Source organism: Bradyrhizobium sp. (genome assembly GCF_030697065.1).
Lineage (GTDB): Bacteria > Pseudomonadota > Alphaproteobacteria > Rhizobiales > Xanthobacteraceae > Bradyrhizobium.
Window position 1 is genome coordinate 1 of record NZ_JAUYQU010000257.1, and the last position, 25923, is coordinate 25923.

The 25923-nt window shown below is 63.6% G+C and carries 24 protein-coding genes and 1 pseudogene; 14 read left to right on the forward strand and 11 right to left on the reverse strand.

The features are described 5' to 3' along the window. The 4 genes and pseudogenes from Q8R73_RS20120 to Q8R73_RS20135 form a co-directional block, all read right to left on the reverse strand. Positions 1-412, reverse strand: a pseudogene (locus Q8R73_RS20120) (molybdopterin molybdenumtransferase MoeA); the annotation flags it as partial. 125 nt (positions 413-537) lie between these two features. Then, complete coding sequence (locus Q8R73_RS20125; protein WP_305721300.1) at positions 538-1167, reverse strand: HAD-IA family hydrolase; 630 nt, start codon at positions 1165-1167, stop codon at positions 538-540. Positions 1168-1244: 77 nt separating this feature from the next. Further along, complete coding sequence (locus Q8R73_RS20130) at positions 1245-1619, reverse strand: response regulator (RefSeq protein ID WP_305721328.1); 375 nt, start codon at positions 1617-1619, stop codon at positions 1245-1247. Then, positions 1514-3277, reverse strand: a complete 1764-nt coding sequence (locus Q8R73_RS20135) for a PAS domain-containing protein (RefSeq protein ID WP_305721301.1) — start codon at positions 3275-3277, stop codon at positions 1514-1516. The genes Q8R73_RS20130 and Q8R73_RS20135 overlap by 106 nt, the downstream gene beginning before the upstream one ends. A gap of 418 nt (positions 3278-3695) precedes the next feature. Here Q8R73_RS20135 and Q8R73_RS20140 point away from each other — a divergent pair, with 418 nt between their 5' ends. The 3 genes from Q8R73_RS20140 (at position 3696) to Q8R73_RS20150 (ending at position 6102) form a co-directional block, all read left to right on the forward strand. Further along, complete coding sequence (locus tag Q8R73_RS20140; RefSeq protein WP_305721302.1) at positions 3696-4478, forward strand: HpcH/HpaI aldolase/citrate lyase family protein; 783 nt, start codon at positions 3696-3698, stop codon at positions 4476-4478. Between the two features lie 99 nt (positions 4479-4577). After that, positions 4578-4781 carry a hypothetical protein gene (locus Q8R73_RS20145; RefSeq protein ID WP_305721303.1) on the forward strand — a complete coding sequence of 68 codons (204 nt, stop codon included), beginning with the start codon at positions 4578-4580 and terminating at the stop codon, positions 4779-4781. A gap of 136 nt (positions 4782-4917) precedes the next feature. Further along, positions 4918-6102 (forward strand): NADH:flavin oxidoreductase/NADH oxidase, encoded by a 1185-nt coding sequence (locus tag Q8R73_RS20150; RefSeq protein ID WP_305721304.1) that lies wholly within the window; start codon positions 4918-4920, stop codon positions 6100-6102. A 112-nt stretch (positions 6103-6214) separates the two neighbouring features. On the opposite strand, the gene Q8R73_RS20155 is transcribed toward Q8R73_RS20150, so the two are convergent. Next, positions 6215-8905: an EAL domain-containing protein gene (locus tag Q8R73_RS20155; RefSeq protein WP_305721305.1), complete on the reverse strand. Its 2691-nt coding sequence runs from the start codon at positions 8903-8905 to the stop codon at positions 6215-6217. A 393-nt stretch (positions 8906-9298) separates the two neighbouring features. On the opposite strand from Q8R73_RS20155, the gene Q8R73_RS20160 reads away from it, so the two are divergent. Continuing rightward, a complete protein-coding gene (locus Q8R73_RS20160; protein WP_305721329.1) occupies positions 9299-9463 on the forward strand; it encodes a Flp family type IVb pilin in 165 nt (54 codons plus the stop codon). A 68-nt stretch (positions 9464-9531) separates the two neighbouring features. Here the strand turns inward: Q8R73_RS20160 and Q8R73_RS20165 are convergent, their stop codons facing one another. The 5 genes from Q8R73_RS20165 to Q8R73_RS20185 form a co-directional block, all read right to left on the reverse strand. Further along, entirely contained in the window at positions 9532-9807 is a 276-nt protein-coding gene (locus tag Q8R73_RS20165; RefSeq protein ID WP_305721306.1) for a hypothetical protein, read from the reverse strand. 123 nt (positions 9808-9930) lie between these two features. Then, positions 9931-10446 (reverse strand): cyclic pyranopterin monophosphate synthase MoaC, encoded by a 516-nt coding sequence (moaC, locus tag Q8R73_RS20170; RefSeq protein ID WP_305721307.1) that lies wholly within the window; start codon positions 10444-10446, stop codon positions 9931-9933. A gap of 3 nt (positions 10447-10449) precedes the next feature. After that, a complete protein-coding gene (gene trpC, locus Q8R73_RS20175; protein WP_305721308.1) occupies positions 10450-11271 on the reverse strand; it encodes an indole-3-glycerol phosphate synthase TrpC in 822 nt (273 codons plus the stop codon). 16 nt (positions 11272-11287) lie between these two features. Next, entirely contained in the window at positions 11288-12301 is a 1014-nt protein-coding gene (trpD, locus tag Q8R73_RS20180) for an anthranilate phosphoribosyltransferase (protein WP_305721309.1), read from the reverse strand. Between the two features lie 17 nt (positions 12302-12318). Further along, the gene (locus Q8R73_RS20185) at positions 12319-14220 is read right to left on the reverse strand and encodes a peptidylprolyl isomerase (RefSeq protein ID WP_305721310.1); all 1902 of its coding nucleotides are present in this window, start codon (positions 14218-14220) and stop codon (positions 12319-12321) included. 238 nt (positions 14221-14458) lie between these two features. On the opposite strand from Q8R73_RS20185, the gene tpiA reads away from it, so the two are divergent. The 9 genes from tpiA to Q8R73_RS20230 all read left to right on the forward strand — a co-directional run bounded on the left by tpiA (position 14459) and on the right by Q8R73_RS20230 (position 23953). After that, positions 14459-15217, forward strand: coding sequence for a triose-phosphate isomerase (gene tpiA / locus Q8R73_RS20190; protein ID WP_305721311.1), 759 nt, complete (start codon positions 14459-14461; stop codon positions 15215-15217). 150 nt (positions 15218-15367) lie between these two features. Then, positions 15368-15763 (forward strand): preprotein translocase subunit SecG, encoded by a 396-nt coding sequence (gene secG / locus Q8R73_RS20195; RefSeq protein ID WP_305721312.1) that lies wholly within the window; start codon positions 15368-15370, stop codon positions 15761-15763. A gap of 166 nt (positions 15764-15929) precedes the next feature. Beyond that, complete coding sequence (locus Q8R73_RS20200; protein WP_305721313.1) at positions 15930-17561, forward strand: CTP synthase; 1632 nt, start codon at positions 15930-15932, stop codon at positions 17559-17561. 92 nt (positions 17562-17653) lie between these two features. Continuing rightward, entirely contained in the window at positions 17654-17980 is a 327-nt protein-coding gene (locus Q8R73_RS20205; protein WP_305721314.1) for an NIPSNAP family protein, read from the forward strand. A gap of 91 nt (positions 17981-18071) precedes the next feature. Next, positions 18072-18923 (forward strand): 3-deoxy-8-phosphooctulonate synthase, encoded by an 852-nt coding sequence (gene kdsA, locus Q8R73_RS20210; protein ID WP_305721315.1) that lies wholly within the window; start codon positions 18072-18074, stop codon positions 18921-18923. Then, a complete protein-coding gene (locus Q8R73_RS20215; RefSeq protein WP_305721316.1) occupies positions 18923-20137 on the forward strand; it encodes an MFS transporter in 1215 nt (404 codons plus the stop codon). The genes kdsA and Q8R73_RS20215 overlap by 1 nt, the downstream gene beginning before the upstream one ends. Before the next feature lie 109 nt (positions 20138-20246). Beyond that, entirely contained in the window at positions 20247-22121 is a 1875-nt protein-coding gene (gene glsA / locus Q8R73_RS20220; RefSeq protein ID WP_305721317.1) for a glutaminase A, read from the forward strand. Between the two features lie 151 nt (positions 22122-22272). Continuing rightward, positions 22273-22728: a hypothetical protein gene (locus tag Q8R73_RS20225; protein ID WP_305721330.1), complete on the forward strand. Its 456-nt coding sequence runs from the start codon at positions 22273-22275 to the stop codon at positions 22726-22728. Then, positions 22721-23953 carry an HlyD family secretion protein gene (locus Q8R73_RS20230; protein ID WP_305721318.1) on the forward strand — a complete coding sequence of 411 codons (1233 nt, stop codon included), beginning with the start codon at positions 22721-22723 and terminating at the stop codon, positions 23951-23953. The genes Q8R73_RS20225 and Q8R73_RS20230 overlap by 8 nt, the downstream gene beginning before the upstream one ends. Positions 23954-23967: 14 nt before the next feature. Here the strand turns inward: Q8R73_RS20230 and queF are convergent, their stop codons facing one another. Continuing rightward, positions 23968-24444: a preQ(1) synthase gene (queF, locus tag Q8R73_RS20235; protein ID WP_305721319.1), complete on the reverse strand. Its 477-nt coding sequence runs from the start codon at positions 24442-24444 to the stop codon at positions 23968-23970. 139 nt (positions 24445-24583) lie between these two features. On the opposite strand from queF, the gene eno reads away from it, so the two are divergent. Beyond that, positions 24584-25867, forward strand: a complete 1284-nt coding sequence (gene eno / locus Q8R73_RS20240; protein WP_305721320.1) for a phosphopyruvate hydratase — start codon at positions 24584-24586, stop codon at positions 25865-25867. Positions 25868-25923: the final 56 nt, after the last annotated feature.

Consider the following 25923-nt stretch of genomic DNA (forward strand, 5'->3'; position numbering starts at 1 on the left):
CGATGCCGGCGGGGCGGATGTGCCGCCCCGGGCGCGCGGCCTCGGTGATGGTGATGCCGCCGTCCTCGGCCACGGTGTCTTCCTGGATGATGACGGCATCGGCGCCATCGGGAATCACGCCGCCGGTAAAGATCCGCACCGCTTCGCCGGCGCCGACGCTCTTTTCGAACGGGCGGCCGGCCGCGACCTCGCCGATCACCCTGAGCCGGGCGGCGGCATGGCTGGCGTCGGCCGAGCGCACCGCGTAGCCGTCCATCGCCGACATCGCCTGCGGCGGCTGGGTCCGCAGCGCCGCGACGTCGCGCGCCAGAACCCGGTGATGCGCGTCATCCAGCGCAACCATCTCCTGCGGCAGCGGCTCGGCGCCGGCGAGGATGGCGGCAAGGGCGTCGGCGACGGGCATTAGCGCCACGGTGTGACTCCTGATGGGTGGGTCGTCATTCCGGGGCGATTCGAAGCATCGAGCCCGGAATCTCAAGATTCCGGGTCTGGTGCTGGCGCACCATCCCGGAATGACGAGGGTCTCATTATCTAGTTCTAAATCCCGAGCTCGGCCAGCGCCTTCGCCACATCGTCCGTCGAGGTCACGTGAACCCCGATCAGCCCGCGCGCCCTGGCGCCCGCGATATTGTCCGCGGAATCGTCAAAGAACACGATCCTCTGCGCCGGCACGCCGATCGCGCGTACCACATGATCATAGGCCGCCGCATCGGGTTTCCGAAGCCCGATGGTCGAGGACAGGAATATTTCGCGGAAGTGACCGAGTACGCCGGGATAGGTCTTCGAGAAATGCGCGACATGCGGCGGGTTGGTGTTGGAAAACGCATAGAGCGGGATCCGCCTGGCCGCGCGCGCCAGCAAAGCCGCGATCCCCGGTATCTCGCCGGCGAAGATCGCGTTCCAGCCTTCCAGGAACTGGGCGTCGGATATGTCGATGCCGAGCGAGCCGCGCAGGTTCTGGAAGAAGTCGGCGTCGTCGATCGCACCGGTCTCGTGGTGCCGGTAACTGTCATCGACGATGAAGCGTCCCGCGAAATCCGCCGGCGCCCGCCCGGCATGGCCGGCCCAGACGGTCATCACCTTGTTGAAGTCGATATCGAGCACGACGCGGCCGAGATCGAACAGCAGGGCGTCGGCGGAGGCGGGGGAGAGCCGGGAGGCGGTCATGGGAGTCGTTTACGAAAAACGAACGAGGCGGGCAACGCCAACAACGCTTCAGTCGTCGGCGGCCCGGTCCCGCTGTCTCAGCGATCTATCGAGGGCGCGGGATTGTCGATGGCATTTCGAATCACCTCTGCGAGACGCGAAAGTCGGTACGGTTTCTCGAGAAGCACTATTGCGGCGCCCGAACCAAGCTGGGCCGAACTGACATCGGAATATCCGGTGGTAAAGATCACCTTGATCGCCGGGCGCAACTGTCGGACGAGTTCGGCCAGCTTCCAGCCATTCGTCGATCCCGGCATCACAATGTCCGTGAACACAAGGTCGATCGCAAGTCCACTGCGCACCTCGCTCAATGCCTCGGCCGCGTTGCTTGCCGCGACGGTCTTGTATCCCAGCGCCTGAAGTTGCCGTGTGACAAAATCGCGAACGATAGCGTCGTCCTCGACACAGAGGATCGTCTCGTGGCCGCGAGGAAGCCGCTTCCGGAAATGATCGGCAGCCAGCGAAGGTGCCTGACCGGTTGCCGGAAGATACAGCCTGAACGTCGTCCCCTTGCCCTCGACGGTTTCGAATTCGATGTGGCCGCCAGATTGCTTGACGAACCCGTACACCATGCTGAGGTGCCTTTGCCGACGCCCTTGGTGCTGAAGAAAGGTTCGTAAATCTTGCTCTGGATGGCTTTGTCGATCCCCGTTCCCGTATCCGTAACGCTGATGGTGACGTAGTCGCCCGCGGCAATGTCGCGGGCTGCGGCTTCGTCCCGATCGATTGCAACCGTATCGGCATCGATCGTCAACCGGCCTCCGTCCGGCATTGCGTCGCGGGCGTTTATCCCCAGATTGACCAGTGCGGACGAAAGCTGATCCGGATCGACGAACACCGACCCGATGTAGCCCCGCCTGGCAAAATGGATCTCGATCTGGCGGCCGAGCACCGACTTGAGCAGGTCGCTGGTCGCCGCAATCAGCGCCTCGACGTCTGTGCTCCGGGGCCGAAGCGGCTGCTTTCGGGCGAATGCAAGCAAACTCGAGGTCAGATTGGCGCCACGGTCGGCGGCCGATCCGATCATCTTAACGATCGCCGCCAGATGCGGGCGGTCGGCCACGCCCTCCGCGAGGGTGTCGATCGACCCGGTAATGACCGTCAGCAGGTTGTTGAAGTCATGCGCAACGCCGCCGGTGAGTTCGCCGATCGATCGGATTTTCTGCGCATGCGCGAGCTTGACCTGCGCAGCCTCCCTGGCCGCGACTTCCTGTTCGACACGCTGCTCCAGCGTCCGGGTCAATTCGCGAAGGTCGTCTTCGAGCTTCCGCCGCTCGGTGATGTCCATGTTGATTCCGATCAGGCGCGTCGGCTTTCCCGGTTCACGAATGATCTGTCCGCGGCTGTAGATCCAGCGCACGCCGTTCGGGCCGCGAATGCGGTGCTCGAGTTCCCCGGATCCGCCTGTTTCGATGATGTCGGCCAGCCGCTGTTCGATCATCGGCAGATCGTCGGGATGCATCAGGCTCCGCCATTGATCGACCGAAATCGACCGCGCCCCTGACGGTTCGATGCCGTGCAGGCGGCATTGCTCGTCGGACCATAAATTGGGGCCGCCGCAGATATCCCAGTCGTAGCTTCCGATATGGCCCGCTTCCTGACTGAGGCGCAGCAGTGATTCACTGGCTGCAAGTCGCTCCGCTGCCTCTTTCGGGGCGGTGATTATCTCCATGGCAAGCACGGCGCCGCCGACGCTCTGATCAGGCAGGCGCCATGGCTGCATGTGCCAGCGCATCCAGGTCACCGTTCCGTCGGGGCGTCGAAAGCAAAAGTCGTCCTTGTGGACTGTTTCGCCGGACAGCACGCGGCGATTGATTTCCCGGGCCTTGTCGGTCGCGCGGCGAAACTCGAAAACAGGGCGACCGACAATCGACGTTTGTGTTTCTCCCGTGATTTCGTTGTCGATCAGGTAGCGAGGGCTGACGGCAAGATAGCGCATCTGTGTATCGAAGATGGCCATGCTGGACGGCGTGGTCTCGATGAAGTCTTTCAGAGACCAGGACGACAAATCCGAACTCGCCTCATCCGGGGAAGGGTTATTCGGTTGCAGCTCCGCGGCAGACGTAATCATGTTCCCTGGCCCATAGCGAAAAACTGCGGAATGATGTTCGGTGCGTTCAGGCAAGCAGCAATGTTAAATTCAATTGTATGTAAGGGTTCTCTCGAACGTCCTCGAAATGCATCAAGCGAGCTTAGCGTAACCGTCGGTAGCGCGGGTGTCATGCGGTATTATAGGTCGGGTATGTTGGCGTCGGTGAGCATTTCGCTTGCGGGCTGAAGCCCCGAGCGGTTGCCGACGGCCGGGCATGGGGCGGAAGATCCGGCGGGGGTGGCCAATCCAGGGGGAGGCGCTTTCGATTGATTGGAACGACGCCCCCGCGGTACAGTTTCGCCAAATGGCAGGTGCCCGGTTTCGTTGCCGCCTTCCGCAGCAGCCTGACGCCCGATCGCGACTGATCAGTGAACAGAAGCACCCAGGGGGAAATCCGTTGCGTCCAAATCCATTGAAGCCAAGGCTGGCGGCAGGCGGCTGCGTGTTCGGCACGATGACCTTCGAGTTCTTCACGCCGGGCTATCCCGCGATCTGCCGCGAGGCCGGCGCCGAGTTCATTCTCTATGACATGGAGCATTCAGGCGTCGGCTTCGAGACCATGAAGGCGCAGTTCGCCTTCTGCCGCGGGCTCGATCTCGTGCCCCTCGTACGCGTGCCCTCCGGCGACTATCACCACATCGCGCGGGCCCTCGACATCGGCGCAATGGGCGTCATGGTGCCCATGGTGGAAACACCGGAGCAGGCGAAGGCGATCGTCGACTGCACGCGATATCCGCCGGCCGGGCGTCGCGGCGCCGCATTCAGCGTTGCTGCGCACGACGACTATTCGGGGGGCGCCGTGACCGACAAGATCGCCGGGGCCAACGCCCGCACGATGGTGATCGCGCTGGTCGAGACCGCCGTCGGTATCGCCAACGTCGATGCGATCGCGGCCGTCGACGGTGTCGACGTGGTCTGGCTCGGCCACTTCGACCTGACGAATTTCCTGGGCATCCCGGGGCAGTTCGACAATCCGGTATTCCATGCGGCGGTCGACCGACTGGTCGAGGCCTGCCGCAAGCACGGCAAGACGCCGGGCTTTCTCGCCGGCGACGGGACGTGGGCGCGCGACTTTCGCGCCAAAGGCTTTCGCATGATCGCCTATGGCGTCGACACGCTGCTGATGCAAGGCGCTCTCGCGGAGGGCATCAGGCTGCTGCACGGGACGGTGGAGAAATAGGGTGAGCCCTGATTTCGGCCACAGCATTGACGGGCAGAAGGTCCGGCCGTAGCGTTGCGGTCGATGCTTATCATCTCCATCCTCCTGGAAGCCGCTGTCATGATCGTCGCGATTCTCGCGGCGCGTCAGGGCCGGCCGTATATGTACGGTCTGGCATTGACCTTCGGGGCCTATGTTTTCTACGATCTGGCCCGATTTCAGCGCTGGGATGTCGAGGGTCCGTTGCTGTCCGGCCTCTTCCTGATCGCAAGCACCAGCGCGCTCGTGGCGGTGTGGGGCCTGTACACGGATCGACCGCGCTAGTCAGCAAAGATGCGGTGCCACTGCGAGCCGCCCATGGGCTTTGCCGCCGGCCGGAAGCATGTGTATCGTTCGCAACCAGGCGTGACCGACCGGCGTGCCGGGGAATGATGTCAGGCGTGACCGAGGAAAATGTTCCATGTCCGATACGCTGCTGTTTTCGCCGCTGACCATCCGCGGCGTCGAATTGAAGAACCGCATCGTGGTGCCGCCGATGCACCAGTATTCCGCGATCAAGGGGTTTCCGACCGACTGGCACCTGATGAATGCCGGCAAATTCGCCGCCGGCGGCGCCGGCCTGGTCGTTGTCGAATCGACCAAGGTGGAGCGGCGCGGCTGCGGCACGGTCGGCGATCTCGGAATCTGGGACGACAAATTCATCGAGCCGCTCGCGCGCCTGGTGAAATTCATCAAGCAGCAGAACGCGGTGGCCGGCATCCAGCTCGGCCATTCCGGCCGCAAGGCGCGCGCCACGCGGCCGTGGGAAGGCGACCGGCCGTTGCAGCGGACGCCCGAGATCGAAGCCGTGATCGACGACTGGGACGAATGGACACCCGTGGCGCCGAGCGCGATCGCGCACAGCGAGAAATGGCCGGTGCCGCGCGCGCTGGAGCGCCACGAGGTGAAGGATCTGGTACAGGCCTGGGGCGCGGCGGCGCGGCGCGCCGATGCCGCCGGCTTCGACGTGCTGGAACTGCACGGCGCCCACGGCTATCTCGTGCACGAGTTCCTGTCGGAGAAATCCAACCAGCGATCGGACGAATATGGCGGCTCGGAACTGAACCGGATGCGGTTCGTCATCGAGGTGACCGAAGCGGTGCGGGCGCACTGGCCGGCGCACAAGCCGCTGTTCGTGCGTCTGTCGGTGGAGGACAATGCGGGGTGGGGGCCGCAGCAGAGCGCGCAACTGGCGACGATCCTGAAGCCGAAGGGCGTCGACGTGATCGACTGCTCGTCGGGCGGCATCACCGACGTGGCGCCGATCCTCGGCAAAGAGATAAAATACAGCTATCAGGTGCCGCTGTCGGAATATGTCAGGCGCCACGCCGATATCATGACCATGGCGGTCGGCCTGATCATCCACGGCGACCAGGCCGAGCAGATCCTGCGCGATGGGCAGGCCGACCTGATCGCGGTCGGCCGCGAGATCCTCAACAATCCGAACTGGCCGATGGACGCCGCGGTGAAACTGGGCGTCGAGGGCCCGTTCCGCAACGTGCCGCCGCAGTTCGGATACTGGCTCGGCACCCGCGACAAGCGCGGTTTCGGCACCCGGCCGTCGACCTTCCAGAACGGCCTGAGCGATCCCGGCAAGGTGTCCTGACGCACGGATGCGATGAGATCAGGTGAGTTGGAGCAGCATGAGAATTCACCTCTCCCCGCTGGGGAGAGGTAAGCCGAATCCGACTACGATCAGCGGGCGCCTGGCCGGCGGCTCAGGCCACGGCGGTGGATTTCTTGCGGTGTGCGAAGAACAGCTGCCTGATGTCGGCGGCGGTCCTGGCCGGGCTGAACAGCCAGCCCTGCATTTCGGAGCAGCCGAGCGCGCGCAGCATGTCGCGTTGCTGCTCGGTCTCGACGCCTTCCGCTGTCGTGATCATGCTGCGCGCCGCGGCGATATCCACCACCGCCTTGACGATGCTGGAAGTTCCGCCGGTCTCGGCGATATCGTTGATGAAGCAGCGGTCGATCTTGATCTTGTCGAACGGGAACTTGTGCAGGTAGCTCAGCGAGGAATAGCCGGTGCCGAAATCGTCGAGCGCGATGCGCACCCCGATGGCGCGCAGCTGATGCAGGATGGCGAGCGCGGCCTCGTCGTCGCGGATCAGGACCGCTTCGGTAATCTCCAGTTCGAGCCGGCGCGCCGGCAACCCGGAGGAGGCCAGCGCGGCAAGAACCCTGAGCGCGAAGCTTCCGCTCCTGAACTGGACCGGCGAAACGTTGACGGCGATGCTGATCTCGTCGGGCCAGGTCGCGGCCTCGACGCAGGCCGTGGTCAGCACCCATTCGCCGAGCTGATTGATCAGGCCGGTGTCTTCCGCGATCGGAATGAATTCGGCGGGCGAGATCACGCCGCGCTCGGGATGGCGCCATCGCAGCAGGGCTTCGCAGCCGGAGATCCTGTTGTCGCGCAGGCTGACGCAGGGTTGATACTGAACCTCGAACGCGCCATCGGCGATGGCCCGACGCAGGTCCAATTCCAGGCTGCGGCGCGCCTTGACCCGCGCGTCCATGTCCAGTTCGAAAAAGCGGTGGGTACGGCGTCCGGCGGTTTTGGCGGCATACATCGCCAGATCCGCATTTTTCAGGATCTGTTCGAAATCGGCGCCGTGCTGCGGCGCCAGCGCGATGCCGATGCTGGCGTCGGTGGTGACCTGGTGACCGTGGCAGTCGAAGGGCTGGCGGATCGCCTCGAACACCCGCGCCACCAGGTCGGTCACGTCGGCATCCGATTTGACCGCGGTCTGAATGATCGCGAATTCGTCGCCGCCGAGGCGCGCGACGAAATTGCCCGATCCCGCGCACTGGCTGAGAGTGATGGACACCGATTTGAGCAATTCGTCGCCGATCAAATGGCCGAGCGAATCGTTGACGCTTTTGAATTCATCGATGTCGAGGTAGAGCACGGCGAACTGCCCGCCGGCGGCCAGCGTGGCGAATTCGTTCTTCAGCCGGTCATGGAACAAGGCGCGGTTGGGCAGATCGGTCAGCGCGTCGTAATGCGCCAGATGGGTAATGCGCGCTTCGGTCTGCCGTCGCGCGGTGATGTCCTCGTGGGTTGCCACCCATCCGCCATCGGCCAGCGGTTCGTTGACGATTTGAATCGAGCGACCGTCGGGGACCTCGATGACATTGATATTTCCGTGCGCGATGCCGCGCATGGTGTCGGCGTAGTACTTGTCGTCGTCACCCACGAACGATCCGGTGGCCTTTCGATGGGCGATCACCTCGCGGAAGCTGCAGCCGGGTTTCACCACGTCCGGCGACAGGCCGTACATGTCGATATAGCGCTGGTTGCAGATCACGAGTCGCTGCGACGAGTCGAACAGCAGCAGGCCCTGCGTCATGTTGTTCACGGCGGTATCCAGCCGCTGCTTTTCCAGCCGCAACCGCTGCTGCGATGCCAAATGCTGCTTCGACAGCTTGCGTACGACCATGAACAGCAGGGCAGCGATCACGAGGACGAAGAGGCCGGCCACGGTGGCCAGAAAGCCGATCTGCTCCTGCCAGCCGGCGAGCGCCGACGCGACTGTGGTCGACGCAATGATCACGATGGGAAAGTTGGGCAGGGCACGGGCCGAAACCAGCCGGTCTCGGCCATCCATCGGACTGCCCAGCCGGGTGGAGGCGCGCTCCTTGTCGAACAATTCCCGCTGATGCGCCGGACCTGTCTTGAAATTCCGGCCGACCATCTCCTCGACATGAGGGTGGCGCGCCAGCAGCGTGCCGTCGCGATGGTGCATGGCAATGGTCGAATCCCGTCCGAGCGCTACCGACTGGAAAAATTTCGTGAAGCCGGCGTGTTCGATGCCTCTTCCGATCACTCCCAGGAATTCGCCGTTGGGCCCCGTCAGTTTGCGCGCCAGCACCGTGGTCCAGACGCCGGTGACCCGGCTTTTCAGCGGTTCGACCAGCAGCGGCGGGGATTTGGGGTCCGACTTGAAGGTCTTGAAATAGGCCCGGTCGGAGATGTTGACGGACCGCGGTGGCCAGGCGGTGGATGAATTGATCATCACGCCGTCCACATCGAACAGATTGATGCTGCCGACATAGGAGAATGCGTCGATCTTGGCCTTGAGCATCTGGTGAATGTCGGCGCTCGACATCCGTCGCCTGTAGTCCTCGCCGGTTTCGATGCCGGCCAATTGCACATAGGTGGCGACGTCCTGCTGGATGGCGCCGAAATCCTGCAGTTGCTGGTCGAAATGACGGGCCAGCAGCAGCACGGTGTTTTCGAGTTCGCGGGCGCTGCTGTTCAACGCGCGTTCGCGAAAACTTCCGGCCATCACGGTGGCCCCGATCGCGATGGCGGCGATCAGGAATCCGCCGCCGACGACCAGCCAGCGGATCGGGTTGCCGCTGGCTGTGCGCGGGAAGTTGAGCGAGGCGGGCGGTTGTTCCGTCATCGGTCCTGATCGCTGACATGGCGCGACGCCGGCGACACTTTGTCATGTCCCGGCCCGGGACATGATTACGTTGCCGTTATGGAAACGGTGTTAGGAAGTTGAGTTAACGAAAGATTGCCGGCGATGTGCGGCAGCGGGGAACTGCCGCCGCGATCCTCTTCGGGGCATTGCGGACGCCGTTCAGAAATACCTGGGTCAGGATTTGATCCCGGCCACGAGTCGACGGCAGCATTTGCCGACGGGCAGGCGATAAGTGGGAAATAGATTCCGGCACGTCATCGATCAACCAGAACTTAACCATCTAACACTCTGAGGACGCTCGTTGCCGGTTTGGCACACGACTTGCGAGCGTCGATGAAGTCAGCAACGCAAGCAATGCAGGAAGTCATCACGATGAAAGCAATGTTGAACAGGTTTATCGCCGACGAATCCGGTGCGACCGCGATCGAATACGGCCTCATCGCAGCCGGTATTTCACTCGCGATCATCGCGGCCGTGAACGGGCTTGGCACCAAGCTCAATACCAAGTTCACGGCGATCAACACCTCGCTGAAATAGTCGCAGGGGCCAATCAGGGAAGCGGGTGCACCGCGCTCTTGTGGCCCGTGAAACCGTCAGCCTGTTGGTTATTGCATGCGGGTCGCGGGCGGAACGGAACGTTGGGTGCGCGGCTTCTTGCCGCTCATGCCGACCGTTTCACCGCCAGCCCGCCCATCCTGCGCCATGCGGCGCTGGTGGTTGGGATCGGTGTAGGGATTGCCGGGCCCCGCGTTCTGGCAATTCGCGTTGGGATAGAAAAAAGCGCAATAGCCGGGTTCGTAGATCACCGGCTGGGCCGGCACAGGCGTGGCGAGAATGGTCGACAGAACGGCCGCCGGGCCAATAATTTTGAAGATCGACATTGCGTTGCTCCCGGTTGTCGCGCGCTTGGCGCCCCGGAGAATAACACCGAAGCCGAGGCGCGCTTCCCTCGCCGCCGATCAATCCGGCGTGAAGCGGGCGCGGCGGGCGGCAGGCGGCAATCCTCAGGCGAGGTAGTGCCCGGACTTGCCGCCCTTCTTTTCGACGAGATGGATGCCCTCGATACGGACGCCGCGCTCGACCGCCTTGATCATGTCGTAGATCGTCAGGCACGCAACCGACACCGCGGTGAGCGCTTCCATCTCGACGCCGGTCGGGCCGGTAACCTTGACGGTGGCGCGGACGGTGCAGCCGGGCAGCTTCCGGTCGGGCAGGATATCCAGCGTGACCTTCGACAGCGCCAGCGGATGGCAAAGCGGGATCAGATCCGAGGTGCGCTTCGCCGCCATGATGCCGGCGACGCGCGCCGTGCCCAGCACGTCGCCCTTTTTGGCATTGCCGGAAACGATCAGCGCGAGCGTAGCCTTGCTCATGACGACACGGCCTTCCGCCACCGCGACCCGTTCGGTCGCGGGCTTTTCGGAGACGTCGACCATCCGCGCCTCGCCCCTGGCGTCGATGTGGGTGAGGGCGGAACCGACCCTGGAGGGTTTGGAAGATCTGGATGATTTCCCGGCCATGCGTCAGCGCGTCCCGGTAGCGCGCGGGGTGTCGTCGCGCGCCAATAGCGTGCGGGTTGCGGCGGCGACATCAGCCTGCCGCATCAGACTTTCGCCGACCAGAAAGGTTTGCATGCCGACCCGTGCCAGGCGCGCGAGGTCGGCGGGCGCGAAGATGCCGCTTTCGCCGACCATCAGCCGGTCGCGGGGAATCAGCGGCGCCAATGCCTCGCTGGTCGCCAGCGAGGTCTCGAAGGTGCGCAGGTTGCGGTTGTTGACCCCGATCATCGGCGAACGAAGTTTCAGCGCCCGATCGAGCTCGGCACGTTCGTGGATCTCGATCAGCACATCCATGCCGTGCGCCAGCGCCGCGTCCTCGATATCACGGGCGGCGGTATCATCGAGCGCTGCCATGATGATCAGGATGCAATCGGCGCCGTGAGCGCGCGCCTCGACCACCTGATAGGTGTCGTAGATGAAATCCTTGCGCAGCACCGGCAAGTGGGTGGCGGCGCGGGCGGCCACCATGAAATCGAGATGGCCCTGAAACGACGGCGTGTCGGTCAGCACCGACAGACAGGCGGCGCCGCCGGCCTCATAGGCCTTCGCGAGCGCGGGCGGATCGAAGTCGGCGCGAATGAGCCCCTTGGACGGCGAGGCCTTTTTGATCTCGGCAATCAGGGCGTAATCGCCCTGGCCGAGCTTCCGGCGGATCGCGCTGACAAAGCCGCGCGGCGGGATGGCGGCTTTCGCCTGCGCCTCGAGAGCGCCCAGCGGATGAGCGCGCTTGGCTGCCGCGATTTCCTCGCGCTTGTAAGCCTCGATCTTGGTCAGGATGTCGGACATCGATGGGCCCCTCGGGTCAGCCGTTGGAGACCGTGATCAATTTCTTCAGCCGCGCCAGTGCCGCACCGCTGTCGATCGACTGCATGCCGAGACCAACGCCTTGCTTCAGGTCGCTGGCGCGGCCGGCCACGACCAGCGCCGCCGCGGCATTCAGCAGCGCCACGTCGCGATAGGGGCTCGGCATCCCGTCGAGCACGCTTTGCAGCGCGATCGCATTGGCATCAGCATCGCCGCCCTTCAGGGCGTCGCCGCCGACGCGGGCGAGGCCGGCTTCCTCCGGCGTTACCTCGAAGGTGCGGATATTGCCGTTCTCCAGGGCGGCGACGAAGGTCGGGCCAGTGAGGGTGATTTCATCGAGGCCATCGGAGCCATGGACCACCCAGACGGCCTCGGCGCCCAAATTCTTCAGCACCTGCGCCAGCGGCTGCACCCATTGCCGTGAAAATACCCCGACCATCTGCCGCTTCACGCCGGCCGGATTGGACAACGGCCCCAGCAGATTGAAGATCGTTCGGGTCGCCAGTTCGACGCGGGTCGGGCCGACATTCTTCATCGCGGGATGGTGCGACGGCGCGAACATGAAACCGATGCCGGCCTCGTCCACGCAGCGGCCGACGCGCTCCGGCGTGATGTCGATCTTGACGCCGAGCGCGGACAATACGTCGGCGGCACCGGAGCGCGACGACAGCGCGCGATTGCCGTGTTTGGCCACCGGAACGCCGCAGCCTGCGACGATGAACGCGGCGCAGGTCGACACGTTGACCGAGCCGGAGCCGTCGCCGCCGGTGCCGACGACGTCGACCGCATCGGCGGGCGCCTTGACGCGCAGCATCTTGCTGCGCATCGCCGACACCGCGCCGGTGATTTCATCGACGGTTTCTCCGCGGACCCGAAGCGCCATCAGCAATCCGCCCATCTGCGATGGCGTGGCCTCGCCGGACATCATGCTGTCGAAGGCGGAGGCCGCCTCGTCGCGCGTCAGCGTAGCGCCGGTGGCGACTTTTCCGATGATAGATTTGAGGTCGTCCATCGCATGCTTTCGGGAGGTTAGTTATTCGCGCCCGTGACCTGTGCGAAGGCGGCCCGGTTGATGGTGGTGCCGATCGTCTGTTCGATCTTGGAGATGTATTGCGCGACCTGTTCGTCGGTCAGCCCGCGCTGAAGGGTGTCCTTCAGTTTCTTGATGTCGTCCGAGGCCAGATCGACCGCCGGCACACTGATGTCGGTCACGCGGAACACGATCCATTCGCTGCCACCGGCGCCGGCGGTTTGTCCGACGGCATCCTTGGGCGTCCGGAACGCTGCCGTGATGGCGCTGGCGGGCAGGCCGGGCAGGGAGGCGTCGCGCCGCACATCCTTGGCGGTTTCGACCTTCGATCCGACAGCAACGGCCTCGTCGGCGAGCTTGCCGCCCTGGTCGAGTTTTTGCACCATCTCCGTCGCCCTGGTTCGCAGCCGGCTCGTGATCTGGTCGTCGCGCCATTTGGCCTCGACCTGGTCCTTGACTTCATCGAGCGTGCGTTCACGCGAGGCAGTAACCTCCAGCACGTCGTACCAGACGTAGCCGCCGTTGAACTGGATCGGATCGTTTTCGACGCCCACATTGCTGTTGAAGGCTTGCGACACGACGTCAATGCCGCGGGGAATGTTGGTTACGGGCTGACCGTCGGGAAGCCGGCCGGAGCGATCGACCGCGTTGATGGTGACGGCGGAAAGCCCCAGTTTTTGCGCGGCTTCGATGACGCCGGCGCCGCCGCCGCGCTCGTCTTCCATCTTGTTGTAGAGATCGGAGACCTTGGCGCGCGCCTGCTCGGTTGCAATTTCCTTCTTGATGGTCGTGGCAACACTTTCATAGGTCGGTTCGACCCCCGGCTCGATCTTGCCGATTTTGACCAGTGCAACGCCGAACCGGCCCGGCACCGGCTGGCTGATCTCGCCTTCCGGCAACGCGAACGCCGCCTCCGCGACCGCGCTGTCGATGATCGCCGACCTGGCGATCGTGCCGAGGTCGACGTCGGACGGGTTGAGCCCACGCTCCTTGGCGAGATCCTCGAATGACATTCCGCCCACGAGGCGCCCGCGCGCCGCCGCGGCTTCCTCGGCGTTCGGGAATACGATCTGCGAAACCTGGCGCCGTTCCGGCGTACCGAGCCTGCTGCGGTTCTGCTCGAAGATTTTTTTGGCCTCATCGTCGGAGACCTCGGACCATTTGCCGATTTCTTCCGGCGTGACCACGACAAAGGATATCTTGCGGTATTCGGGCGCGCGGAACTGGGTCTTGCGATCCTCGAAATAGGCCGCCAGCGCTTCAGGTGCCGGCGGATCGATGGTTCCCGCCTGCGCGGCGTTGAGTTTGACGTAGTCGATGGTGCGCTGCTCGTTCTGGAACCGGCTCAGCGCTTCGATCATCACTTTCGGAGGTTCGAGGCCGGCCGAGACCGTCCCGGCGATCTGGCGCCGCAGCGATACCCGCCGTTGTTCGGCAATATATCTCTGTTCGGTGAAACCGAACTGGCGGATCGTGGCCTGGAAACGGGCCGGGTCGAAATTGCCGGCGACCCCCCTGAAATTCGGATCGCTGTAGATCATGCGCATGATTTCGGCGTCGGACTGCCCGAGCTTCATCCGCCGGGCTTCCTCGTCCAGCGCCGCCTCGGCGATGGTCTGCTGCAGAACCTGGCGATCGAGGCCGAAGGCCCGGGCCTGGTCCATCGTCAGCGGGCGGCCGAACTGGCGGCCGAGCTGCTGCAGCTTCTCGGTGTAAATCTGGCGGAACTGTTCGGTCGAAATCTCGGTCTTGCCGATCGTGGCCAGCGTCGACTGCCCGAACCCCTTGAAGATGTCGGCGATGCCCCACACCGCGAAGCTGAGGATCAGCACCCCCATGACAACCATCATGATGGCCTTGCCGAGCCAGTTTGATGAGGCCTTGCGTATTCCTCGAAGCATGGGTCCAACTTGTTTTCAGGAGGGAACCGGGGTCGCACCCACAGGGATTCGGTCGAATCCGAAAAAGGGCGTCACCGAGTTGATAAAGCATCATAAAGTGGCAGCCGCGCCGTCGCAACCTCGGTGCGGAGGGCCAATTGGAAGCGCTGGCCGCTCGCAGGCCGCCCAACCGCTATCTGGCACCGGGCGCCGCGCTCTGCTAGCTCATCCGGCATCTGTATTCGGCAGGGAATCCGACATGACCAACGCCATCCGGCCGCTGATTGCCGGGAACTGGAAAATGAACGGCCTGAGGGCGTCCACGGCTGAATTCGAGGCCATGCTTGCGGGCGCAGCCGGAGTGGCCGCCAAGGCCGACCTGCTGGTCTGCCCGCCGGCGACGCTGATAGCGGGCTTCGCAGAGAGGGCGCTTGGCTCAAAAAGCCTCGCGATCGGGGCACAGGATTGCCACCCCAAGGCGTCGGGAGCCCATACCGGCGATATTTCAGCCGAAATGCTGGCGGATGCTGGCGCCAGCGCGATCATTGTCGGCCATTCCGAACGGCGCGCCGATCATGGCGAGAGCGATGCCCTGGTGCGACAAAAGGCCGAAGCGGCCTGGCGCGCCGGTCTTGGCGCCGTGGTTTGCATCGGCGAGACCCAGGCTCAGCGCGACGCCGGTCAAACCCTCGATATCTGCCGCGGCCAACTCACGGGTTCGCTGCCGGACGCGGCCACGTCGGTCAATCTGGTGGTAGCTTATGAACCGGTCTGGGCGATCGGCACCGGGCTCACCCCGACGACAGGAGATGTAGAGCAAATTCATAAGTTTATCCGGGAACTCCTGATCGACCGATTTAACGGGGAGGGGATGAAGATGCGGATCCTCTATGGCGGCTCGGTAAAACCCTCGAACGCCCGGGAACTGATGGCGGTCGCCAACGTCAATGGCGCCCTGATTGGCGGTGCCAGCCTGAAAGCGGCGGACTTTCTTGCGATTGCGGGCAGTTATGCCTAACTAACGGCGAGGCGGTGCGCGGGATGAAGATCCCCGCGGGGGTGACAATGCCCCGTGCAATCGTGTAACACCGCGCGAATTCAAACACCGCAAGCCCGATCTGCAGCCGGATGCCGGCGCTCCCGGTTTGGTTTGCGACGGAAGGTAGAGATGCAGACTGTCGTTATCGTCATTCACCTCATGATCGTCGCGACCTTGATCGGCGTGGTGCTGTTGCAGAAATCCGAAGGCGGTGGCCTCGGCGTCGGCGGCGGCGCCGGCTTCATGTCGAGCCGCGGCACCGCCAATCTGCTGACGCGCACGACGGGATTTCTCGCGGTCGGCTTCTTCATCACCAGCCTGCTGTTGTCCTGGCTCGCCAGCTACGACCGCAAGCCGAGTTCGATCATCGACGCCAATCCGGCCTCGCAGTCGCAGCCGGCAGGTCCGGCGACGCCGATCTCGCCGCCGACCAGCGGCGGCATTCTTGATTCGCTGAAGAAGGCCGACGAACGGCAGCAGAATCAGCCGGCGCCATCCGGCCCGCAGGCGCCGCAGTCGCAATAAAGCAGGGTGGCCATGCAGGACGGCGGCTTCCGTCCTGCATCAGAAGTCGCCATCAAGGCACTGACATTTCTCTCGATTTCACGTCACCCACAGCCAAAGCGAAACTTCAGCTGGCGCTGCGATTCGTTTTGGCGAATCGGGCGGGTGGCCTTAAAGGTTGGGTCCCATGGCGCGGTATATATTCATCACCGGCGGCGTGGTTTCTTCGCTCGGAAAAGGTCTGGCTTCAGCGGCACTCGGTGCGCTGCTGCAGGCGCGTGGCTACAAGGTCCGCTTACGCAAGCTCGACCCATATCTAAATCTGGATCCGGGAACCATGTCGCCGTACCAGCACGGCGAAGTGTTCGTGACCGACGACGGCGCCGAGACCGATCTCGATCTCGGCCATTACGAACGCTTCACCGGCCGTCCCGCCACCAAGGCGGACAACATCACGACGGGGCGCATCTACCAGGACATCCTCACCAAGGAGCGGCGCGGCGACTATCTCGGCGCCACCATCCAGGTGATCCCGCACGTCACCAATGCGATCAAGGACTTCATCCTCGACAGCAATGACGCCTATGATTTCGTGCTGTGCGAGATCGGCGGCACCGTCGGCGACATCGAGGGCCTGCCGTTCTTCGAGGCGATTCGCCAGATCAAGAACGACCTGCCACGCGAACACGCCATCTATATTCATCTGACGCTGCTGCCGTTCATCCCCAGCGCCGGCGAACTCAAGACGAAGCCGACCCAGCATTCGGTCAAGGAACTGCGCTCGATCGGCATCCAGCCGGACATCCTGCTGTGCCGCACCGACCGCGAGATCCCGAAGGAAGAGCGGCGCAAGCTCGGCCTGTTCTGCAATGTTCGCGAAACCGCCGTGATCGAGGCCCGCGACGTCGACAACATCTATGCCGTACCGGAGGCCTATCACGCCGCCGGCCTCGACGACGAGGTGCTGGCGGCGTTCGGCATCGAGCCGCAGATGGCGCCGGCGCTGCAAAGCTGGCACGTCATCAACGAGCGGGTGCGCAATCCCGAAGGCACCGTAACCATCGCCATCGTCGGCAAATATACCGGCATGAAGGATGCCTACAAATCGCTGACCGAGGCGCTGTCGCATGGCGGCATCGCCAACAAGGTGAAGGTCAATCTCGACTGGATCGAGAGCGAGGTGTTCGAAAACGAGGACCCCACGCCGTTCCTCGAACACGTCAACGGCATCCTGGTGCCCGGCGGTTTCGGGCAGCGCGGCGCCGAAGGGAAGATCCGCGCGGCGCAGTTCGCCAGGGAGCGCGACGTGCCGTATTTCGGCATCTGCTTCGGCATGCAGATGGCCGTGATCGAGGCCGCCCGCAATCTGTGCGGCATCGAGGCGGCGAATTCCACCGAATTTGGTCCGACGGACGAACCGCTGGTCGGCCTGATGACCGAGTGGCTGCGCGGCAATGAACTGGAAAAGCGATCGAGGGCAGGCGACCTCGGCGGCACCATGCGCCTCGGCGCCTATCCCGCGGCGCTCAAGCGCGGCAGCCGGGTGTCTGACGTCTATGGCGGCGTCACCGAAATCTCGGAACGCCATCGCCACCGCTACGAGGTCAACACCGCCTACAAGGACCGGCTGGAGCAGCACGGCCTGAAATTCTCGGGCCTCTCACCCGATGGCGTGCTGCCCGAGATCGTCGAATACGAGGATCATCCCTGGTTTATCGGCGTGCAGTTTCACCCCGAACTGAAATCGCGCCCGTTCGAGCCGCATCCGCTGTTCGCGTCGTTTGTCCAGGCGGCGATGGTGCAGAGCCGGCTGGTCTGATGCCATGGTCGGCTGCCTTTGACGGCACAGCAAATTGTTGCGACAACGCTCCCCGTGAACCGCAAGAACAATAAATCGAGGGAGCAAAGCCGATGATCATGGAAATGCGCGTCTATCGCTGTCTGCCGGGCCGCCTGCCGGCGCTCTTGAAGCGCTTCGAGAACACCACGCTGAAATTGTGGGACAAGCACGGCATCAAGCAGGCCGGTTTTTTCACCACGCTGATCGGTACTTCCAATCAGGAACTGACCTACTTCGTCGCGTGGGACTCGCTCGCGGATCGCGAAAAGAAGTGGAATGCATTCCAGAGCGATCCGGACTGGATCGCCGGCCGCGCCAAGAGCGAGGAGGACGGCCAGATCATCGACAATATCGTCAGCCAGCTGCTGGTCCCGACGGCGTTCTCGGCGGTAAAATAACGGTCGATGCAACCCTGATATTCGGGGGATAAACGGGGTTGCTCCTGATCGCGCGGACCGGCATGGTCCGCGCGGAATAGAAGGAAAACCCGTGAGCGCGAGCACCTCCGCAGCACCGGTCGTTGCCGCCGGCCTGGTCCAGTTCGGCAATGATCTGCCGCTTTCGATCATCGCCGGCCCGTGCCAGCTGGAGAGCCGGGCGCATGCGCTGGAAGTCGCCGCCGCGCTGAAGGAGATCGCGGCGCGCCTGAAAATCGGGATCGTCTACAAGACCTCGTTCGACAAGGCCAACCGCACCAGCGTTTCCGCGGCCCGCGGCGTCGGGCTGCGGCAGGCGCTGCCGGTTTTTGCCGAGATCCGCTCGTCGCTGGGGATGCCTGTTCTCACCGACGTCCATGAGGCCTCGCAATGCGCCGAGGTGGCGCAGGCCGTCGACGTGCTGCAGATCCCGGCGTTCCTGTCCCGGCAGACCGATCTGCTGGTGGCGGCAGCCGTTACCGGCAAGGTCGTCAATGTCAAGAAAGGCCAGTTCCTGGCGCCCTGGGACATGGCGAACGTCGTCGCCAAGATCACCGGAGCCGGCAACACCAATGTGCTGGTCACCGAGCGCGGCGTCTCGTTCGGCTACAACACGCTGGTGTCGGACATGCGGGCGCTGCCGATTCTGGCGCGCACTACCGGCGCGCCTGTCATTTTCGACGCCACCCATTCGGTGCAGCAGCCGGGCGGCAAGGGCACGTCGTCGGGCGGCGAGCGCGAATTCGTGCCCGTGCTGGCGCGCGCCGCGGTCGCGGTCGGCGTCGCCGGCGTGTTCATCGAGACCCATCCGGATCCGGACCATGCCCCGTCGGACGGCCCCAACATGGTGCCGCTGCGCGACTTCGAGGGCCTGGTGCGGACGCTGATGGCGTTCGACGCGCTGTCAAAAAGCGCGCCGCGTTGATGCCGTCGGGGCCGGCAACACCGCCACCCGACCAGCGCATCCCCTCGGTAATCTATGTCATTGCGCTGGCGACCTTTTCCGCCGCCCTGTCGGCGCGCGCGCTGGATCCCGTGCTGCCGCATGTCGCCGAGGATTTCGGGGTCACCATCGCCGCCGCGGCGGGATTTTCGGCGGCATTCGCCTTCACCTTCGCCATCATCCAGCCGGTATTGGGGGCTGCCGCTGATCTGTTCGGCAAGACGCGGTTGATGGTGATCTGCCTGGTGCTGCTGGGGGTTGCCAACATTCTCGGCGCGTTCGCGACTTCGTTCCCGATGCTGTTCGCCTCCCGCATCCTCGCAGGCATCGGCTCCGGTGGCGTGTTTCCGGTCGCGCTCAGCCTGACCAGCGACCTCGTCGGCCCGGAGAAGCGGCAGGTCGCGATCGGGCGAACGCTGGCCGGCGCCATGACCGGCAATCTGCTGGGCGCGTCGCTGTCCGGCCTTATCGGCGACTTCCTGGGCTGGCGCGGCGTGCTCGCGGTACTCGGCGTGCTGGTCATCCTGGCCCCGATTGCCGTGGCGCTCGGTTTTCGCGGTGCCGCGCTGACGCGGCCACCCAGAACGAGCCTCGCGATGCTTAGGCAGGGCTATCGCACGATCTTCAGCAATCCCAACGCGCGCATCTGCTATGCCGCCGTCTTCATCGAGGGCTGCTGTGTGCTCGGACTGTTTCCGTTCGTGGCCGCATTCCTGTTCGAACTCGGCGAAACCCGGCTGTCGATCGCGGGGATCGTGATCGCATGCTTTGCGGTCGGCGGCCTGTTCTACACCATGAGCGTTTCGCGGTTCCTGCCGCGGCTCGGCATCAATGGCATGATGATCGCCGGCGCCTCCCTGGTCGCGCTGCAACTTGCCGTGGTGGCGTTCGGTCCGGGCTGGAAGGTTCAGGCCCTCAGCCTGCTTTTCATGGGTTGGGGCTTCTACATGATTCACGGCTCCCTGCAGGTGGTGGCCAGCGAGCTTTCGGTGCAAGCCCGCGCGACCGCGCTATCGCTGCACGCGTTCTTCTTTTTCATGGGACAGACGGTCGGTCCGATCGCCTATGGATTTGGTATCGAATATCTCGGCAAGGTTCCGACCTTGCTGTTATTCGCGGTCGTGATGGTTGCTGTCGGCCTTGCCTGCGCGAGGCTGCTGCGACACACGAGGCCGGCCGATGCGGGCGTGACATAGCGGCTGCCCGCAATGGCGTTAGACAGCCAGAAGGCTCTCACGAAGATCCTTGACTGCGTCCATGGCACGGAGATTGCTTCCATATTCCCATTTTTGTAAGGAAGATATGGTGGACGCCCAGATTATTCGTTCGAGCAGCTCCAATTTCCGAGTCAGACATTCCGGATACGCCACCCGGCCCCCGCTTCAGCAATTTCTCAGCAGTTGCCACGAGGAATTCAGGGTGGACGATTCCGGGGCGCTGGCCGATTACATTCCCGAGCTGCAACGGGCCAATCCAGCCCATTTCGGCATCTCTCTCGTCACGATCGACGGCCACGTCTACGAAGTCGGCGATAGCGCCGTGCCCTTTACCATTCAGTCGGTTTCCAAGGCGTTCGTCTTTGCTCTGGCGCTGGAAATGGCCGGGGAGGAGCGCGTGGCGGCGGCGATAGGTGTCGAGCCGAGCGGCGAGGCGTTCAATTCGATCCGGCTTACCAGTGACAACAGGCCGTTCAATCCGATGGTCAATGCCGGAGCGATCGCGTGCTCCGGGCTGATTCATCAGATCGAGGGAGCCGCGGCCTTCGAGCGCATCCGCGACAAGCTGAGCCAGTTCGCCGGCCGTAACCTCGGCGTCGACGACGCCGTGCATGCTTCCGAAGCCATTACCGGTCACCGCAATCGGGCGATCGCCTGGCTGTTGCGCAATTATCTGGTCGTGCAGGGCGATGTCGATGCCGTGCTGGATGCCTATTTCCGGCAATGCGCCGTGCTGGTAACCGCGCGCGATCTTGCGGTCATGGCGGCGACGCTGGCCAATCGCGGCATCAATCCGGTGACCGGGGTCCAGGTGATCACGCCCAACGTCGTCGCCCGCACGCTTTCGGTGATGACGAGTTCGGGCATGTATGATTACGCCGGCGAATGGATTTATCGCGTCGGGATTCCCGCCAAGAGCGGCGTTGGCGGCGGCATCGTCGCGGCCCTCCCGTCGCAGATCGGGCTCGGCACGTTTTCGCCGCGGCTCGACAGCCACGGCAACAGCGTGCGCGGACTCAAGGTCTGCGAGGCCCTGTCAGCCAGGTTCGATCTCCACATGCTCAACCGCAGCGCCGATGTTCGCACCTGCGTGATCGCCGACTATGACATTTTCGGCATTTCGTCCCGCCGCAGCCGCCAGCCGCATGAACAGCAGATCCTCGACGAGCGTCACTCCGACGTCCGGGTGATCGAGCTTGTCGGCGCGCTGAATTTTGCTGCGATCGATTACGTCACGCGCCGCTTGGCCAACGAGCCGCCGAACGCGCCATTGCTGATCCTCGATTTCCGCCGCGTGCCGGACGTGACCGCGGCGGGCGCAAGGTTGCTCGGCGAGAACCTTACCATCCTCGGCAACACCGGGGTCACGAGCATCCTGACCGGTTTCGAAGCGACTTCGCCGGTATGTCGATCGATTTTCGAGCGAACCGCCGAGCCGCGAAAGTTGCGGCGCTTCGCGCTGCTGGACGATGCCATCGAATGGGCCGAGGATCAGATCATCTACCGGCACGGCGGATTCACTTCCTCGAAGGAAACCTCGCGGCTCGGCGAACAGGCGCTGCTGGCGGAATTGACCGGCGAGGAAATCTCAGCCCTGGTCGAACTTTCGACTGCGCGCAGATATGAGGCGGGTCAACGGATCATCGGCGCGGGCGAGCCGGCCAACTCGTTGTTCTTTCTGCAGAGCGGAATGGTCAGCGTGAAGCTGCCGAGCGGCGTGCGGCTGGCGTCGCTCGGGCCCGGTATGGAATTCGGCGAGATGGCCATTCTCGAACCCCGGCGAAGCGCCGATGTCTGGGCCGATACGCAGGTCAAATGCCTCGAGCTGCCCGTCGACAGCTTCGCCGATTATCGCAAACTCCATCCCGAGATCGCCCTTCGGGTCATGCGAAATCTGTCAGCCCTGCTGGCGCGGCGCCTGATCCTTGCCAACGCCAAGGTCGACCTGCTCAGTGCGTACTGATTATTGAAACAACCTAAAATACCTCGTGTCGACAGCCTTGCCGCGGCGCTTGCCAAGTTCCTGCATTGTGCAAGAATACAACCGGGGCCGGATAGCCTCCCAATGTCGCTCGCAAGTTCGAGCGCAACGATTTCCGAGAGGGGGGACTTTCGTGAGCGAATCGCTTCACCCCGCCGCGCCGCATCATCTGCCGGGATTCATCACTGGTCCCGGCGACACCGACGTCCTGATGATTGTCGTCGGCATCGTGCTCATTGGCGCCGTCCTGGGGGTCGGCAACCTTTATCTGCATTTGCATACGATGCCGGAGCGAATGGCGCACAAGTCGCAGAAGCTGCAATTCGAAATCGTGGCGGTGCTGGGTTTACTGGCGCTGTTTACGCACAACCATCTGTTCTGGGTGATCGGGCTGTTTCTGGCCATGGTCGATCTGCCCGATTTCGGCACGCCGCTGCGCCGGATCGCGAGATCGCTCGAAAAGCTCGCCGGCCTTCCGCCCGAACCGGATCCGGCCGAGATGCCAAATCAAACTGCAACTCACGCGACCGCTGCGTCCGACCCGGAGAAAAACGACAGCGCCAGGAGCGAGGTGCAGGGTCATGCTTGAAATCATCCTCTGCTCGCTCGTGACGATACTGCCGGACTATCTCTATCGCCGCTATGTGCAGGGCAAGCGCCTCGGCCGCGAGATTACGCTGTTTTCCGTCTGGTACGAGCTGAGGTTCGGCATCATCACCTGTTTCATGCTGGCCGTGGCCCTGATCACGATGATCTTCTATTTCCACCCCTCCACCACGTCGGCGACGTTGTACTATCGCACCGTTCCGATCGTACCTGAAGCCACCGGCCGGGTGGCGGAGGTTCATCGCGATTTCAGCGCTCCCGTCAAGAAGGGCGAGGTGATCTTCAAGCTGGACAGTTCGAAGCAGGAAGCCGCGCTGGAAACCGCGCGGCGCAAGATTGCCGAAATCGATGCCGCGCTGCTGGCGGCGCAAGCCGACATCCTGAAATCGGAGGGGCAGCTGCAGGAAGCCAAGGGGGCATATCAGCAGGCGTCGGACGAGCTGGAGACCAAACGCGAATTGCAGCGGCGTAGCCCCGGAATGGTCCCGCAACGCGACATCGAAAAGCTCGAGGTGCTCCTTGCCGGCCGTCAGGGCTCGGTCGATGCCGCCACCGCTTCCAAACAATCCGCCACGATCCGCGTCACGGCCTTGCTGCCCGCCGAGAAGGCCAGCGCGCAGGCGACCCTCGCCGAAGCGCAGGTAGATTTGGACAAGACCACCATCCGGGCCGGTTTCGACGGGCGCGTCGAGCAGTTCGGATTGCGGGTGGGAGACGTCGTCAATCCGATGATCAGGTCGGCCGGCATCCTGATTCCGGAGGGTGCCGGGCGGCGCGCGCTGGCGGCGGGTTTCGGACAGATCGAAGGGCAGGTCATGAAGGTCGGCATGGTGGCCGAGGCCACCTGTATCTCCAAACCGTGGACGATCATTCCGATGGTGATCACCAGCGTTCAGGATTACATCGCGGCCGGTCAGTTCAGGGGCGGCGAACAACTGGTCGACACCCAGCAGTCGGTGCGTCCGGGTACGATCCTCGTCCTGATGGAGCCGATCTACCAGGGCGGCCTGGAGGGCGTCACGCCCGGCAGCAGCTGCATCGCCAACGCCTATACCAGCAACCATGACCGGATCGCCTCAAAGGAGACCGGTGCCTTCAAGGGTTTTGCGCTGCATGTCGTCGACGCCGTCGGCATCGTCCACGCCATGCTGCTGCGGATTCAGGCCCTGTTGCTGCCGATCAAGACCCTGGTGCTGAGCGGGCATTGAGGCGGCCGTTCGGCTCAACCCCGCCCGCGATAGGTTGCCACCCCCTGATCCGGAATCCACATGCCCTTCGGCAATGTGCCGGATTGCCAGAACACGTCGATCGGGATGCCGCCGCGCGGATACCAGTAGCCGCCGATGCGCAGGAATTTCGGCTTGATTTCGGCGACAATGCGCTTGCCGATCAGGACCGTGCAATCCTCGTGAAACGCGCCGTGATTGCGAAAACTCGCGACATAGAGTTTGAGCGATTTCGATTCCAGCAGCCACGGGCCCGGCACGAAGTCGATCACCAGATGCGCGAAATCCGGCTGGCCCGTGACCGGGCAGAGCGAGGTGAATTCGGGTGCCGTGAACCGCACCACGTAGTTGGTGTCCGGCTGCGGATTGGGAACGCGGTCGAGTTTTGCCTCGTCGGGCGTCGCCGGCCATTGCACGGCACGGCCGAGCTGCAGGCCGCCTGATTTCGGGGATTTACCGGGCTTTTTCGTCATCGCTGGTCTCCGTTGCCGCGTTATTAGACAATTCGTCCGGCGGCGTCACGCCGTCATGCGATGGCCTTTTCGCACCGCAATCGTTGTTGTAGAAGCGGCACCAATTGTTCCGTCCGGACATTCTCCAGGAAGGCATCCCATGACAGCTATCGTCGACATCATCGCCCGCGAAATCCTCGACAGCCGCGGCAATCCCACGGTCGAGGTGGACGTCGTGCTGGAGGACGGCTCGATCGGCCGCGCGGCGGTACCGTCGGGCGCGTCCACCGGCGCCCATGAGGCGGTCGAGCTGCGCGACGGCGACAAGGCGCGCTATTTCGGCAAGGGCGTGCAGAAGGCGGTCGCTGCCGTCAACGGCGAGATTTTCGACGCGCTGAGCGAGATGGCCGTCGAGGAGCAGGTCCAGATCGACCAGATCATGATCGATCTCGACGGCACGCCGAACAAGAGCCGGCTCGGGGCCAACGCCATTCTGGGCGTATCGCTCGCCTGCGCCAAGGCGGCGGCGGAATCCTTCGACATGCCGCTCTACCGCTATGTCGGCGGCACCTCGGCGCGAACCTTGCCGGTGCCGATGATGAACATCATCAATGGCGGCGCGCATGCCGACAATCCGATCGACTTTCAGGAGTTCATGATCATGCCGGTCGGTGCGCCAACCTTCGCCGAGGCGCTGCGCTGCGGCTCGGAGATTTTTCACACCTTGCGGAGTGAACTGAAGAAAGCCGGCCACAACACCAATGTCGGCGACGAGGGCGGCTTCGCGCCGAACCTGCCGTCGGCGGACGCGGCGCTCGAGTTCGTGATGGCCGCGATCGGCAAGGCCGGCTACAAGGCCGGCGGCGACGTGATGCTGGCGCTGGACTGCGCCGCCACCGAGTTCTTCAAGGACGGTAATTACGTCTATGGCGGCGAGAACAAGACCCGCTCGGGTTCCGAGCAGGCCAAGTATCTCGCCGACCTCGCATCGCGCTATCCGATCGTCTCGATTGAGGACGGCATGTCGGAAGACGACATGGACGGCTGGAAGGAACTGACCGATCTGATCGGCGGCAAGTGCCAACTGGTCGGCGACGATCTGTTCGTTACCAATGTGACGCGGCTGGCCGACGGCATCAGGAACGGCCGCGCCAACTCCATTCTGGTGAAGGTCAACCAGATCGGTACGCTGACGGAGACGCTCAGCGCGGTCGAGATGGCCTACAAGGCCGGCTATACCGCCGTGATGTCGCATCGCTCCGGCGAGACGGAGGACTCCACCATCGCCGACCTCGCGGTCGCCACCAATTGCGGTCAGATCAAAACCGGCTCGCTGGCAAGGTCCGACCGCACCGCCAAATACAATCAGTTGCTGCGGATCGAGCAGGAACTGGGTGCGCAGGCGAAATATGCGGGCAGGGCGGCGCTTAAGGCGCTGGCGTAGCGCCCGAAAGAAAATCGCGAAAACAACCCCATGCAATAAAGAGTGGACGGCGATTC